The sequence below is a fragment of the Rhizobium sp. BK312 genome, assembly GCF_014193605.1.
In the GTDB taxonomy this organism is placed as follows: Bacteria; Pseudomonadota; Alphaproteobacteria; order Rhizobiales; family Rhizobiaceae; genus Rhizobium.
Window position 1 is genome coordinate 204554 of sequence record NZ_JACHZP010000009.1, and the last position, 14604, is coordinate 219157.

General features: G+C 59.3%; 15 protein-coding genes and 1 tRNA gene. 10 read left to right on the forward strand and 6 right to left on the reverse strand.

Features of this window, described 5'->3' with window-relative positions:
* Nucleotides 1–93: 93 nt before the first annotated feature.
* Nucleotides 94–498 (reverse strand): DoxX family protein, encoded by a 405-nt coding sequence (locus FHT85_RS24135; protein WP_112399775.1) that lies wholly within the window; start codon nt 496–498, stop codon nt 94–96.
* A 296-nt stretch (nt 499–794) separates the two neighbouring features.
* A tRNA-Asn gene (locus tag FHT85_RS24140) sits at nt 795–869 on the reverse strand.
* A 116-nt stretch (nt 870–985) separates the two neighbouring features.
* Between FHT85_RS24140 and FHT85_RS24145 the strand changes: the two genes are divergently transcribed.
* The gene (locus tag FHT85_RS24145; protein ID WP_015339668.1) at nt 986–1297 is read left to right on the forward strand and encodes a hypothetical protein; all 312 of its coding nucleotides are present in this window, start codon (nt 986–988) and stop codon (nt 1295–1297) included.
* A 10-nt stretch (nt 1298–1307) separates the two neighbouring features.
* On the opposite strand, the gene FHT85_RS24150 is transcribed toward FHT85_RS24145, so the two are convergent.
* Nucleotides 1308–1865, reverse strand: coding sequence for a sugar O-acetyltransferase (locus tag FHT85_RS24150; RefSeq protein ID WP_112399776.1), 558 nt, complete (start codon nt 1863–1865; stop codon nt 1308–1310).
* Nucleotides 1866–2190: 325 nt separating this feature from the next.
* Here FHT85_RS24150 and FHT85_RS24155 point away from each other — a divergent pair, with 325 nt between their 5' ends.
* From FHT85_RS24155 to FHT85_RS24165, 3 genes are all read left to right on the forward strand, one after another.
* The gene (locus tag FHT85_RS24155) at nt 2191–3543 is read left to right on the forward strand and encodes an extracellular solute-binding protein (protein WP_112412092.1); all 1353 of its coding nucleotides are present in this window, start codon (nt 2191–2193) and stop codon (nt 3541–3543) included.
* Nucleotides 3544–3642: 99 nt separating this feature from the next.
* On the forward strand, nt 3643–4527 hold the full coding sequence (locus FHT85_RS24160; RefSeq protein ID WP_112337420.1) for a carbohydrate ABC transporter permease: 885 nt from the start codon (nt 3643–3645) through the stop codon (nt 4525–4527).
* 7 nt (nt 4528–4534) lie between these two features.
* Complete coding sequence (locus FHT85_RS24165; RefSeq protein WP_112412091.1) at nt 4535–5449, forward strand: ABC transporter permease subunit; 915 nt, start codon at nt 4535–4537, stop codon at nt 5447–5449.
* Between the two features lie 188 nt (nt 5450–5637).
* Here FHT85_RS24165 and FHT85_RS24170 read toward each other — a convergent pair whose 3' ends face one another.
* Nucleotides 5638–6750, reverse strand: coding sequence for a sn-glycerol-3-phosphate import ATP-binding protein UgpC (locus FHT85_RS24170; RefSeq protein WP_112337422.1), 1113 nt, complete (start codon nt 6748–6750; stop codon nt 5638–5640).
* Nucleotides 6751–7001: 251 nt separating this feature from the next.
* Between FHT85_RS24170 and FHT85_RS24175 the strand changes: the two genes are divergently transcribed.
* On the forward strand, nt 7002–8459 hold the full coding sequence (locus FHT85_RS24175) for a cryptochrome/photolyase family protein (RefSeq protein ID WP_112412090.1): 1458 nt from the start codon (nt 7002–7004) through the stop codon (nt 8457–8459).
* Between the two features lie 2 nt (nt 8460–8461).
* Here the strand turns inward: FHT85_RS24175 and FHT85_RS24180 are convergent, their stop codons facing one another.
* Nucleotides 8462–9292 (reverse strand): SDR family NAD(P)-dependent oxidoreductase, encoded by an 831-nt coding sequence (locus tag FHT85_RS24180; protein ID WP_112412089.1) that lies wholly within the window; start codon nt 9290–9292, stop codon nt 8462–8464.
* 295 nt (nt 9293–9587) lie between these two features.
* Between FHT85_RS24180 and FHT85_RS24185 the strand changes: the two genes are divergently transcribed.
* The 5 genes from FHT85_RS24185 (at nt 9588) to FHT85_RS24205 (ending at nt 13447) form a co-directional block, all read left to right on the forward strand.
* The gene (locus FHT85_RS24185) at nt 9588–10628 is read left to right on the forward strand and encodes a cysteine synthase A (protein ID WP_112337425.1); all 1041 of its coding nucleotides are present in this window, start codon (nt 9588–9590) and stop codon (nt 10626–10628) included.
* Between the two features lie 4 nt (nt 10629–10632).
* On the forward strand, nt 10633–11370 hold the full coding sequence (locus tag FHT85_RS24190) for an alanyl-tRNA editing protein (protein ID WP_112399777.1): 738 nt from the start codon (nt 10633–10635) through the stop codon (nt 11368–11370).
* A gap of 60 nt (nt 11371–11430) precedes the next feature.
* A complete protein-coding gene (sseA, locus tag FHT85_RS24195; RefSeq protein WP_112412088.1) occupies nt 11431–12288 on the forward strand; it encodes a 3-mercaptopyruvate sulfurtransferase in 858 nt (285 codons plus the stop codon).
* Entirely contained in the window at nt 12243–12857 is a 615-nt protein-coding gene (locus tag FHT85_RS24200; protein ID WP_112412087.1) for a GNAT family N-acetyltransferase, read from the forward strand. Before sseA ends, FHT85_RS24200 begins: the two co-directional genes overlap by 46 nt.
* Nucleotides 12858–12937: 80 nt before the next feature.
* Complete coding sequence (locus FHT85_RS24205; RefSeq protein ID WP_112412148.1) at nt 12938–13447, forward strand: DUF1203 domain-containing protein; 510 nt, start codon at nt 12938–12940, stop codon at nt 13445–13447.
* A gap of 17 nt (nt 13448–13464) precedes the next feature.
* Here the strand turns inward: FHT85_RS24205 and ald are convergent, their stop codons facing one another.
* Nucleotides 13465–14583 (reverse strand): alanine dehydrogenase, encoded by a 1119-nt coding sequence (ald, locus tag FHT85_RS24210; RefSeq protein ID WP_112412086.1) that lies wholly within the window; start codon nt 14581–14583, stop codon nt 13465–13467.
* Nucleotides 14584–14604: the final 21 nt, after the last annotated feature.

Sequence of the window (14604 nt, forward strand, 5' to 3'; positions counted from 1 at the left end):
CCGCTACCATTCGCCATCCCGTGCGAAGAAGAGTGCAGCGCAAGATCTTGTTATTGCATCGCAAAAATCCTGAATAAGGCATGCGCTCGATTTTCAGTCGTCCACCGAACGAAGGGGCAATAGGCGCCGAATACGTTCGTCACGAAGATAGAGACCACCCCATGCCATGATGCCGAGCAATAAACTGATAAGTTGTGGTGGAGAACCGATTTCTCCGAGACGCAAATGGGTGCAAATGGCGCCGCCGAAGAACCCGGTCGTGAGGATCGCTCCAAGAACCGCGGTGCGCGGAATTGCGTAAAGAACAACACTGATGAGGATGATCAAACCCACCACCGTGCCTAGATTGGTGGGAAAGCCCGTCTCCGCCATCTGCGGGCCAATCAATGACGGCATAAAGAGATCGACAGCGGCATCGGCCGCCAATGCAAGAATAACAATCGCGCTCAGAATCCAGCCCAGCGCCACCCCACCACGAAAGCTCGTATTCTCAGCCATTTTATCCCCAATCCGCCGAATCTGGCCGATATCCCCGAATTGCCCGCCGGCATTGGTGCCTGGCTGACAAGTGGCGGCAATCTGGCATGAGTGGGAAAGACAGGTCAACGAGGATGCGGTGATCGAACCGAACGAGCCTCCGCGGAAATCACTACCGCGAGGCAGGTGCAATAAAACTGCAAAAATGCGCTGCTATAAGCTCGGCCGCGTTCATCAGCCTTAAGAACCGCAGAAGGGGAACTAGACTCAACCGGGCGCTCTAGCGCCGTTATCTACTTCAGTTCTGTGGAAAAAAGTGGCTCCCCGGGCCGGATTCGAACCGGCGACCTGTCGATTAACAGTCGAATGCTCTACCGCTGAGCTACCAGGGAATGCGCTTGGCGCGGTGTGAGCGGGGTAATACAAATGCTTTCCCGATTTGCCAAGCGGTTTTTTCAAAAAAAATGAATTCTCTTGCATTATTTCCTCGCGCCACCATTTCCTGTGGATGACCGATCAAAGTGAAACGACCGCAAATGCCGATCGGAATGGCCGGAAAACCCGCCGTTTTGGCATTGATCCCGCGACCCGCGAGCTGGTTTTCGGCTCTGTGAGAATCCCCCTGCCCCGATCGCGCCTTGCCCGCGTTGGCGTGGGGATAGCGCTGATTTTCGGCGGTCTGCTCGGCTTCCTGCCGGTGCTCGGCTTCTGGATGCTGCCACTGGGCTTCATCGTGCTCTCGCACGACATGCCGATGGTTCGCCGCTGGCGCCGCCGCTTCGCCGTATGGTGGACACGAAAACGCCGCCCGGCAAACTAACTCTTTTATCCTATCCCGCGCGAACGGGACGAGCAGGATTGCCGACAACAGTCGCACCGGCGGCAACATCCCTGGTGACGACCGCGCCGGCGCCGATGATCGCGCCATCGCCTACCGTGATGCCGCCGACCAAGATCGCTCCACCGCCGATCCAGACGCTTCTGCCTATCGTTACCGGCCGTGCGACCTCCATGCCCGCTCCGCGCAGTTCGGCATCCTTGTGATGTTCGGCACAATAGATATGCACCCCCGGCCCCAGCATGCTGCCGTCGCCGATGCGGACGCTGGCGCTGTCGAGGATGGTGCAGCCGGCATTCATGTAGACTCGGCGGCCGAGCGAGATATTGATGCCATAGGAGCAATGAAACGGCGCCTCGATGAAGACGCTCTCGCCGATCTCGGCAAAAAGCGCAGACAAAGCCGGCGCAAGATTGCCGCGCTGGGCGGGCGGCATTGTATTATGTGCATGCACAGCCTCGCGTGCCTGCCAGCGCAAGGCGTCGAGTTCCGGATCGAAACAACAGTACCACTCCCCCGCCGCCATTTTCTGCCGCTCACTGAGACCCATATTCTCATTCCTCCAATGCCTTCCGAACGTCCCGGCGGCGATCTTGCAACGCCGCCCGGGGCACAGGCAAGGAAGACCATCGCGCCTTCTTGATCGAACTGCAATCTATGGGTGAAGGTGCGCAGCCTACACCCTTTGATTAGCAAAACCTCAAATGCACGATCCTGCAGTGAACGCTGCTCCACAGAGCCGCTGCCCTTATGAAAAAGCCCGTCAACGCGGGATTCTTGCCCACAACAAACTGTCACACAGCTTGTCTATAACCCGCGCTACCGCGGACTTGCGCAAGGCCACCGGTTCCGAGCTTTCAAAAGGAAATAGGGATATGTCGAAACTTAAAAATTACATTTCTGCCGCCGCTGCTGGCGTCATGAGCGTCGCCTTGGCGATGCCGGCTGCCGCAGCTCCGGTCAAGTTCGATTTCTGGTTCGGTCTGTCAGGCGACCTTCAGCGCGTCGTTGAGACGCTCTGCAAGAACTTCAACGATTCCCAGAAGGATTATGAAGTTTCCTGCGTCAGCCAGGGCAGCTACGACGCCGCTCTGCAGAACACCATTGCCGCCTTCCGCGCGAACAAGCAGCCGACGATCGTTCAGGTCTACGACGTCGGCACCGCGACCATGATGCTTTCGGGCGCCTACTATCCGGTCAACAAACTGATGGCTGAAAACGGCTACAAGGTAGACTGGAACAACTATTTCCCGGGTATCGCCCGCTACTACGCCACCTCGAAGGGCGAGCTGCTCTCCTTCCCCTTCAACTCTTCCACCGCCCTGCTCTACTGGAACAAGGATGCCTTCGCGAAGATCGGCAAGACCGCCGCGCCGAAGACCTGGGAAGAAGCTGCAGAAGACATGAAGGCGCTTAAGGGTGCTGGCTATGAATGCCCGATGGCCATCAACATCTCCGGCAACGAAAGCTGGCAGCTGATGGAACAATTCTCGGCCATCCACGATCAGCCGATCGCCACGAAGAACAATGGCTATGACGGCCTCGACGCGCGTCTCACCGTCAACAAGACGAAGTTCGTTAAGTATGTGACGGACCTCAAGAGCTGGTACGACCAGGGCCTCATCAAGATCAAGTCAAAGGACCTCGGTCAGGACATGGTTCAGGCTTTCGCCGCCGGCGATTGCCAGATGATCATGACCTCGGTCGGCGACCATGGCACGGTCGGCAAGACCCATAAGGCCGACATGAACTGGGATGTTGCCGAGCTTCCGGTCTACGCAGGCACCGAGCGCAAGAACTCGCTCGTCGGCGGCGCTTCGCTCTGGGTTCTCTCCGGCAAATCGGCTGACGAATATAAGGGCGCTGCCGCGTTCCTGAACTTCATCGCCAAGGCCGAAACCGCTCTCTTCTGGTCGACCAACACCGGCTACATCCCGGTTACGAAGTCCGGCTTCGAATTCATGAAGTCCTCCGGCTTCTACGACAAGGCTCCCTTCAAGGGCCGCGAAGTCGCTATCGCCAGCTTGACCGCTTCCGAGCCGACCGCGATCACCCGCGGCATCCGCCTCGGCAGCTTCACGCAGATTCGCGCTGAGTTCGGCAACCAGATGCAGGCCATCTTCGCCAACAAGGTCAGCGTCCAGGAAGGTATCGACAACCTCGTCAAGAACGGCGACGCCGTTCTTGAGCGCTTCGAAGCCACCTACAAGGGCAAGCAGCTACCATAAGCGGCAAAGCTCGTAACAGAACGGCGTCCGCCGGGGTTTCCCGGCGGACGTTCGTTATGAAGGCAAGCGTGGCATCGAGATCTCAAGCCGGTAGAGACAATGGAAAAGCGAGTAACTTTCAACAAATGGAGCGTCGGCATCCTGTTCGCAGTGCCGCAGTTGCTCCTTATCTTCACCTTTTTCTATTGGCCGGCGGGTCAGGCGGTCTTCTGGTCCTTGACGCTGCAGCAGCCCTGGGGTGGCGGCAATATCTGGGTCGGGCTCGACAATTTCAAATCCATTCTGGCCAGCTCCGATTACTGGAACTCGGTCACGATCAGCATCATCTTCGCTGCTATCAGCACAAGTATTTCCATGGCGGGCGGACTGATACTTGCGGCGCTGACCGATCGGCAGCTGCGCGGCTCGAAAATCTATCGCGTGGTCCTGATCTGGCCTTACGGTATTGCTGCGCCCGCATCGGCGATGGCCTTCCGGTTCATCCTGGCGCCGGAAGCAGGACTCATGGCCGTAGTCAATCAGTGGTGGCCGGGAATATGGGATCCGGGTCTTGACGGCAACGCCGCCATGGCCTGCGTCATCGCCGCCTTCTCGTGGAAATATATCGGCTACAGCTTCATCTTCTTCCTCGCCGCTTTCCAGGCCATTCCACGCGCGCTCATCGAGGCGTCCGCCATGGACGGCTCCGGCGTGCTCCGCCGCTTCTGGGACATCCAGTTCCCATTGATCACGCCGACGATCTTCTTCCTGCTCGTCATCAACATCACCGAAAGCTTCCAGGATTCATTCGGCATCGTCGACATCATGACTTCGGGCGGCCCGCACAACTCGACCAACCTCATGGTCTACAAGATCTACTCGGACGGCTTCAAAGGCCTCGATTTTTCCGGTGCGGCGGCGCAGAGCATTATTCTCATGCTGCTGATCGTCCTGCTGACCATCTTCCAGTTCCGCTTCATCGAGAAGCGCGTGCATTATCGTTGAGGCTGACATGGTCGAGCGCACCCCCATCCTTAATTTCTTCACCCAGCTGATCCTGCTGCTTGGATTCATCGTCGCTGTAGGCCCGCTGGCTATCGTTGCCATTGCCGCTTCGCATAACATCACCGACGTCAACAAAGTGCCGATGTCGCTGATCCCCGGCTCGGATTTCTGGGTCAACATGCAGACGGCATGGACGACCGCCGGTCTCGGTCCCAAGCTGCTGAACAGCCTGATCTTCGCCACCGGCGTTGCGGTGGGCAAAGTGCTCATTTCGGCGATAACGGCCTTTTCACTGGTCTATTTCCGCTATCCGGGCCGCCATTTCATTTTCTGGCTCATCTTCATAACGCTCATGCTGCCGCTTGAAGTGCGTATCGTGCCGACCTATGCGGTCGCAGCGAACGTCCTGTCGCCCTTCCAGGGAATTCTCGACATCACCGGCATCACCTGGCTCATCGCAAAGCTTACGGGTATCGAAGTCTCGTTGAACCTCGGGCTACTCAACTCCTCGATCGGCCTTATCCTGCCGTTGGTCGCGACGGCGACTGGCACCTTTCTTTACCGCCAATTCTTCCTGACGATACCGGACGAGTTGGCTGAAGCCGCGCGCATGGACGGCGCCGGGGCATTGCGCTTCTTCGTCGACATCCTGCTGCCGCTGTCGCGCACCAATATGGCCGCGCTCGGCACCATCATGTTCCTCTGGGCCTGGAACCAGTATCTGTGGCCGTTGTTGGTAACCACCGATCCCGCCCACGTAACGGCTGTTCACGAGCTCAAGTCACTCATCCCGAACTTTGGCGGCCTTCCGGAGTGGCATATCGCAATGGCTGGCACGCTGATCATTATGATTCCACCGCTTGCCGTCGTCGTGCTGATGCAGCGTTGGGTCGTTCGCGGCATGATCGCTACGGAAAAGTAATCTCGTTTCTCGCCGCGCCACATCTCCAGGCGCGGCAGTCCCCTGCGATCGAGTATTCATCGATATCGTGCTGGAATATCCCTGCGCAAACGCAACCTTCACCTAAACGCTGTCGACCTCCGACACATAAAAAGCCCGGAAGTCGGGAAAACTTCCGGGCTATACCTACTGAAAACTTATGTTTGAAATCAGCTCGCCAGCACCTTCAGCGGCGTGACGGAGGCAACGGCGTCGAGCCGCAGCCCGGTGTCCTGGGCGAAGAGGTGCGTGTGCTGCTGCGGCAGTTCCAGCGCAACCGACTGACCGGTCTGGCCTGTCGTATGATCGGCAACGGCGACAGCGAAGCTTGAACCGTTGATATCGCAATGGATGACACGGCCAGCACCGAGTTCTTCGACGAAATCGACCGTTGCCGGGATAGCACCGGGCGTGCCGGCAGGAACGAGGCGTGCATGTTCCGGCCGGAGGCCGAGGGCAACCGGCTGGCCGGCATGGCGCTTGCCGATGTTGGCGTCGATGGCGATCGGAATGCCGTCGAAGATGAATTGCTCGCCATTGGCCGCGAAAGTGCCTTCCAGGAAATTCATGGCCGGGGAGCCGATGAAGGAGCCGACGAAACGGGTGCGCGGCGTGTTGTAGACCTCGAGCGGCGTGCCGACCTGCTCGACATTGCCCTTGTACATGACGACGAGCTTGTCGGCGAGCGTCATGGCCTCGACCTGATCATGCGTCACGAAGACCGAGGTGGCCGACAAACGCTTGTGCAGGCGGCGGATTTCGACGCGCATCTGCACGCGCAGCTTGGCATCGAGGTTGGAAAGCGGTTCGTCGAAAAGGAAGACCTTCGGCTCGCGTATGATGGCGCGGCCCATGGCGACGCGCTGGCGCTGACCGCCGGAAAGCTCGGCCGGCTTGCGGGCGAGGAAATCCTCGAGGCCGACGATCTTGGCGGTTTCCTTGATGCGGCGGTCACGCTCGGCGCGCGGCACACCCGCGACCTTGAGCGCGTAGCCCATGTTGGCGGCGACATCCATGTGCGGATAGAGCGCGTAGTTCTGGAAGACCATGGCGCAGCCGCGCTCGCGCGGCTCGAGCTGGTTGACCACCTTGCCGTCAATGCTGATCTCGCCCGAAGTGATATCCTCAAGGCCGGCAATCATGCGCAGCAGTGTGGACTTGCCACAGCCGGAAGGTCCGAGGATGACGACAAATTCGCCCGATCGGAAATTCAGGTCGACGCCATGAACGACCGGATTGCGTCCATAGGCCTTGCGAACTTGTTCGATGCGGATTTCCGCCATTTTAATCTTCCCCGCCTGTCCATTCTCGGCACGTCAATCGGGTGGACTGCTAGCGAATTTGCATTACAGAACAGTGACAAGCATTCCTTATACCACAAAGGAGATCGAGTTTTCCCTACGAGAGTTGCGTGTGGCATTCGCTTATGTAACGCGTGGTAGTGAAACCATTCGACGGTCCGCGTCGTATAAGGGTTTCCGCCGTCGCAAGGCATGCGAGAAGCAACAGAGGATGACCGATCGGCCAGGACACCATGACAACAGCGATAAAAGAGCCGAACCCCATCCTGCTATGGTTTCGCAAGGATCTTCGCCTGGACGACAACCACGCGCTGCAGTCGGCGGCAACATCGAGCCGCCCTCTAATTCCCGTCTATATTCGCGAGCCGGGCGCAACGGAGCGTGGCCCACTTGGCGGAGCACAGGATTGGTGGCTGCATCATTCGCTCGCTGCCCTGCAAACCGCTCTTGATGCAGTTGGGAACAAGCTCATTCTTCGCCAGGGCGATGCCCTGACGGTGCTTAAAAAACTCATTGACGAAACCGGGGCCGAAGCCGTCGTCTGGAACCGTCGATACGATCCGGCCGGTATCGAGGTGGACACCCAAATCAAGAAGGCTTTGCGGAGCAAGGGCATCGAGGCCAACAGCTTTGCCGGTCAGCTGCTGCACGAACCCACGCGCCTGCGCACGGGAACCGGTAACCATTACAAGACTTACACGCCGTTCTGGCGCGCATTCGAGCAATCCGGCGAGCCGCCGTTTCCGATCGAGGCGCCCCGAAGGCTTCTTGCGCCCCGCCGCTGGCCGCAATCGGACTCTCTTGATGCTTGGTCGCTGCTGCCCACAAAGCCGAACTGGGCATCCGAGTTCGCGGACATTTGGACGCCAGGCGAAGCGGCGGCTCTCGATAAGCTGGAAGACTTCGTCAACGGCGCGCTTAATAACTATGTGGTCAGCCGTGACTTTCCGGACAAACCGGCAACCTCCCTGCTCTCGCCACATCTGGCGCTCGGAGAGATTTCACCTGCCCGTATGTGGCACGCAACACGCGGGCTGCTTGACAAGGTCGGCACGGACAATGTCGTCCGCTTTCGCAAGGAGCTTGTCTGGCGGGAGTTCTGCTATCATCAGCTCTTTCATTTCCCAAAGCTCCGGACAGCCAACTGGAACGATCGCTACGATGATTTCCCCTGGCTATCGGATGCCAAGCTGCTGGCAAGCTGGCAGCGTGGCCAAACAGGTTATCCGATCGTCGATGCCGGCATGCGGCAGCTGTGGCGCCATGGCTGGATGCACAATCGCGTTCGCATGATCGCGGCATCTTTCCTGATCAAGGATCTGCTGATCGACTGGCGCGAAGGCGAAGCCTGGTTTCGCGACACGCTCGTCGATGCCGATCCGGCCGCCAATACGGCAAACTGGCAGTGGGTGGCGGGCTCCGGCGCCGATGCTTCACCCTTCTTCCGTATCTTCAATCCGGTGCTGCAGGGCGAGAAATTCGATCCGGATGGCGGCTATGTCCGAACTTTCGTGCCGGAGCTCTCCAAGCTCGATAACAAATATATCCACCGGCCGTTCGAGGCGCCTGATGACGTGCTCAAGCGTGCAGGAATAGAACTCGGCAAACACTACCCCCGCCCCATCGTCGATCATGCCACGGCGCGGCAGCGTGCGCTTGCCGCGCACGCATCGCTTAAAGATGATGGATAGCGCTATTCCGCTGGATGCGCCGTGATATGCGGCCCCGCCGGCCGGCGCTTGCTCCCGTTCCCCAAAAAATACCTGAGTACCTTGAAATACAGGCTATATGGCAGAAACTTCAGCAGCTTTGCCCGATAGACCATGCTCTTCGGGAAACTGATGTCGAAGGATGGTGATTTCAAGCCGGCGGCGATCGCATCCGCCGCCTGCTGTGCCGACACGATCTCAGGTATGTCGAACTTATTTTGAGCCGTCAACGGCGTGTCGACATAGCCCGGGGTGATGAGCTGGATGCGGATGCCCATGCGATCGAGCTCGAAGTTCAGGCTTTCCGCCATGTTGATCAGCGCCGCCTTGCTGGCTCCGTAAGCCGCACCGCCGGGAAGTCCGCCATAACCGGCGACGGATGAGACAAGGGCAACTTGGCCGTATCCCCGCGCCCGCATATGCCGCACCGCCGGAACGAGACAGTTGACAACGCCATGGAGATTGACGGCAAAACTGCGTTCGAACACTTCGTGATTAAGATCTTCGCCCCGTGCCGGCAAATAGACGCCGGCGTTCAGAACCGCCAGGGCAATGGGGCCGTGCTGATATTCAATTGCCGCAACCGTGTGCTCCATGTCCTCTGTATCGGTCACATCGCCGTCGAGCGCGACAATGCTGCCTGCAAGCGCGCTTGCCTCGGCCTGCAGCGCCAGAAGCTTGTCGTGGCTGCGCGCCGTAACGGCGACCTTGTAGCCTTCCTCTGCCAGCTTCAGCGCGAGCGCGCGGCCGATACCGGAACTGGCGCCGGTAATCCAGACGACTCCGTTTTCAGGACGTGCGATGAACGGGCTCATGGCTCTTCTCCTTGGCTGGCGGCCGCCTACATCAAACGCTTAAACTGCGGCCGTCCGTGGCATTTTAGAAATAGCGCATCATTGTGGCCGCTTTCGGCCAGACTGACGGCGTCATCGGGAAAACAATGTCACCAATTGGAGACCGACGACTTGGATGAAAGAGGGAGGTCGAGACGCCCGCCAAGTCGAATTTTGCGAGGCGAATAGATAGCAAGGAACAGAATTTCTTGCCTATCCCGCCTTGTGAAGGGAAAAGACCGTTCTTACAGTAGTTGCGAACAGAAGGCAGATTCCAATGACCGTCCATCCGTCCGTCCTCGAAGCAATTGGCAATACGCCGTTGATCAAGCTCAAGGGCGCCTCCGAGGCGACGGGCTCGACCATTCTCGGCAAGGCCGAATTTCTCAATCCCGGTCAATCGGTGAAGGATCGCGCCGCGCTCTACATCATCCGCGACGCCGAGAAGAAGGGGCTGCTGAGGCCGGGCGGCGTCATCGTCGAGGGCACAGCCGGCAATACCGGCATCGGCCTGACGCTGGTTGCCAAGGCACTCGGCTACCGCACCGTCATCGTCATTCCTGAGACACAGAGCCAGGAAAAGAAGGATGCATTGAAACTGCTCGGGGCCGAACTGGTGGAAGTTCCCGCTGTCCCCTACAAGAACCCGAACAACTACGTGAAGGTCTCGGGCCGCCTGGCCGAGCAGCTTGCAAAGACCGAGCCTAACGGCGCGATCTGGGCAAACCAGTTCGACAACGTTGCCAACCGTCAGGCTCATATTGAGACGACCGCCAAAGAAATCTGGTACGATACCGATGGCAAGATTGACGGCTTCATCTGCTCGGTCGGTTCCGGCGGCACGCTCGCCGGCGTCGCTATGGGGCTGCATGCCTTTAACAAGGACATCAAGATCGGTATTGCCGACCCCGAAGGTGCCGCCCTTTATGAATTCTACAAGAACGGCGAGCTGAAATCCTCCGGCTCTTCGATCACCGAGGGCATCGGCCAGGGCCGCATCACGGCGAACCTGGAGGGTTTCACGCCCGATTTTGCCTATCAGGTTACCGATGCCGAAGCGCTTCCCTACGTCTTCGATCTGGTCGAATACGAGGGCCTGTGCCTAGGCGGCTCGACTGCCATCAATATTGCCGGCGCGGTTCGTCTCGCCAGGGATCTCGGCCCCGGACATACGATCGTGACCATCCTGTGCGATTACGGCAATCGCTATCAGTCCAAGCTCTTCAATCCGGACTTCCTGAAGTCGAAGGGCCTGCCGCTGCCGAGCTACTTGGAGAAGCGGACTGAAATTGCCGTCCCCTACGAAACAACAGCGTGACCATATGACCGTCCATGCCCTCTATCGTGACGATTTCTATCTATCGACGGCCGAAGCAGTCGTTACCGCGATCCACGAAGACGGGGGCATCGAGCTCGATCAGACCTGTTTTTATGCGACTTCGGGCGGTCAGCCTGGCGATACCGGTTTCCTCGAGCGCGGCGACGGCTCGAGGATCATGCTCGGTCAAACGAAGCATGGGCCGATCAAGGACATCATCATTCATGTCCCGCTCGAAAATCAGCCCTTGCCCATCGTCGGTGAGAAGCTGGTGCTGCATATCGACTGGGCGCGCCGCTACAAGCTGATGCGCATGCATACGGCCTGCCATCTCCTCTCGGTGGTCTGCCCCTATCCGATCACGGGCGCGGCGGTCGGCGAGGATGAGAGCCGGGTCGATTTCGACATGGGCGAGACGATCGACAAGGATGAAGTGACGGCGAAGATGATGGCGCTCGTTAATGAGAACCATCCCGTCTTCGTCCGCTGGATTACCGACGAGGAGCTGATCGCCAATCCGGGCATCGTCAAATCCAAGAATGTGCGCCCGCCGATAGGCCTTGGCCGCGTCAGTCTCGTCTGCATCGGCGAGGATTCGGCCATCGACAGCCAGCCTTGCGGCGGCACGCATGTGTCGGAAACGCAGGAGGTCGGCGCGATCCACATCGCCAAGATCGAGAAGAAGGGCAAGGAAAACCGCCGCTTCCGCATTCGTTTCGGCGCGCCGACCGACGAGAATTGACCGGGTAAGCGCCTATATCTCGATATCAAGACCAATAAACCAAAGCAGGGAGTGATCATCATGGCAGCGGACAAGAGCCGTTTCGTCGTATCCGCCGACTGGCTGCAGAGCGAGCTGGGCGCCAAGAACCTGCGCATCCTCGATGCATCCTTTTATCTGCCGGCACAGAAGCGCGATGCCGACGCCGAATATGCCAGCGGCCATATTCCCGGCGCCATCCGCTTCGACCAGGACAAGATTGCGGATCATTCGACCAACCTGCCGCATATGGTCCCCTCGCCCGAGTTTTTCGCCGCTGAAGTCGGCAAGCTCGGTATCAGCGAAAACGACCGCATCGTCATCTATGACGGTCCGGGCCTGTTCGCCTCCCCGCGCGTCTGGTGGCTGTTCCATATCGTCATGGGCGCCCCAAACGTCTTCGTGCTCGATGGCGGTCGGGATGGCTGGAAGGCCGAAGGGCGGCCACTGGAAACGGCGACGCCTGCCTTTGCGCCCGCAACGTTCAAGCCGAAGTTCAACGCCAGCCGCGTCGTCTCGCTCGACGAGATGCGAGAAATCGTCGACAACCGTTCCCGGCAGATCGCCGATGCTCGCAGCGCCGGTCGCTTTGCCGCAACCGAGCCTGAGCCGCGCGAAGGCATGCGTTCCGGTCATATGCCTGGCGCAAGAAGTCTGCCATCCGGCGTCTTCGCCACGAACGGCAAGTTCAAGTCGCTGCCGGAATTGAGGGAAACCATCGAGAAGGCCGGCATAGATCTCGAAAAGCCCGTGGTGACGACCTGCGGCTCCGGCATTACCGCCGCCATCATCACGCTGGCGCTCGAATCCCTCGACCACGGCAACAACAAGCTCTATGACGGCTCCTGGTCGGAATGGGGCAGCCGGGCGGATACGCCTATCGTCACCGGTCAAGATTGAGCGCCGCCGCCGTGAAGACGCCCTCATCGATCAAAGTCCACATTACCCGTCTGGAAATGAGCGCGCCGCCCAAGACAAGCTTGCCGGTGCCGGTCAATATCCAGACCGCGATCATGCGGGCGCCTGGCATCCCGCTGCCCTTCTATCGCTATCTCTATCGCCAGGTCGGCGCCCGCTGGCACTGGGTGGAGCGTCTGCGCCTCTCTGACGGGCAGCTGACCGCTATTCTTCACGACCAGCGCAACGATATCAGTGTGCTTTACGTCAACGGCGCTCCAGGAGGATTCTTCGAATATTTCCGGCAGGACGAGGACACGATCGAGCTCAGCCATTTCGGGCTCATCGAAAATGCGCTCGGCCTCGGCATCGGCAAATGGTTCCTGCTGCAGTCGCTCTACGCCATCTGGACGTTGAACCCGCAACGCATCGTGACAACGACGAACAATCTCGATCATCCCAGGGCGTTGCAGCTCTACCAGATGTTCGGATTCTCGCCGATCTCGACCGGAGAAGGCATCGTGCGGCCCTTGAGCGACAAGGAACTGCTGGAACTCGCGAAGAAGGGCTGACTCTTCGAGATGGCAGGAATCGGGTGGTTTCGCGCTTTGTTTAAGAGCATCACATGGCAGATCTCGAAAGGAGCTTTGCCATGCCTTCCATCGCCTTTGCAGCCATGCCTACCTCTGACGCCGAAGCTCTTTGGAGCGGCGGCGTGGATGCCTACGGTCACCAGCCGGAGACCATGATTTCCGATGGTCCGGGCCATCCCTGCCGTCACTGCCTGCGCAATATCGATGCCGGCGAAGAGCTGCTCGTCTTCGCCTATCGCCCCTTCCCGGAACTGCAGCCCTATGCGGAAACAGGTCCGATCTTCCTGCATAAGACGCCGTGCCGGCGCTACGAGGCGGAAGAGATCCTGCCGCCTGTGCTGGCGAGCAGCCGGGATTTCATCGTGCGTGGCTATGGCAGGAGCGACCGCATCGTCTACGGGACTGGTGCAGTGACGCCGACCGGCGATATTGCTGTTTATGCGGCCTCGCTGCTTGAGCGCCCCGACATTGCCTATGTCCATGTCCGCTCGGCGCGCAACAATTGCTACCAATGCCGAATCGACAAAATAGGAGCGCCGGCATACGCGGATGCCGGCACCTCCATCTGACGTACGCGTGATGGGCTTTACGCGACGTTCAGAATGCTTTCCGGCGCAACGGCTTCATAACCGAGCGCTTCGGCTACCGCCTTGTTGGTGATGCGGCCCTTATGGACGTTGAGGCCATTGCGGAGGTGCTTGTCTTCCGCAATAGCGCGCAAGCCACGATCGGCCAAAGCGAGGCCGTGATAGATCGTGGCGTTGTTCAAGGCATGGGCGGAAGTAACAGGAACCGCACCCGGCATGTTGGCGACGCAATAATGCACGACACCTTCCACCACATAGGTCGGATCGGAATGCGTCGTCGCATGAGAGGTCTCGAAACAGCCGCCCTGGTCGATGGCGACGTCGACGATAACGGAACCCTGCTTCATGCCCGACAGCATTTCGCGCGTGACCAGCTTCGGCGCGGCAGCACCGGGGATCAGCACGGCACCAATGATAAGATCGGCGGAAAAGACCTCTTCTTCCAATGCCTGGATGCTGGAATAGCGGGTATGGACGCGGCCGTTGAAGATATCGTCAAGCTGGCGCAGGCGCGGCAGCGAGCGATCGAGAATGCTGACGTCTGCACCGAGGCCGGCTGCCATCTTGGCGGCATGCAGGCCGACGACACCGCCGCCGATAATCGTCACCTTGGCCGGCAACACCCCCGGCACGCCGCCGAGCAGGATGCCAAGCCCGCCATTGGCCTTTTGCAGAGCTGTCGCACCCGCCTGGATCGACAGCCGGCCAGCAACCTCCGACATCGGCGCCAGCAGCGGCAGGCCGCCGCGCTCGTCTGTTACGGTTTCATAGGCGACAGCTGTAACGCCTGATGCGAGCAGGCCCTTGGTCTGTTCCGGATCGGGCGCGAGATGCAGATAGGTGTAAAGAAGCTGTCCGTCACGGAGTTGCGCCCACTCCAAGGGCTGCGGCTCCTTGACCTTCACGATCATGTCGCACTTCTCGAAAATATCCTTGGCGCTCGGGGCGATTTTGGCGCCGGCGGCCGCATAGGCGTGATCATCGGCGCCGATGCCGGCACCGGCTTTCGTTTCTACCCAAACTTCATGGCCGTGGGCGACATATTCGCGAACGGATGCCGGCGTCAGGCCGACGCGGTACTCGTGGTTCTTGATTTCCTTCGGGCAACCAACGCGCATTTCATTCCTCCTCGAATGTTT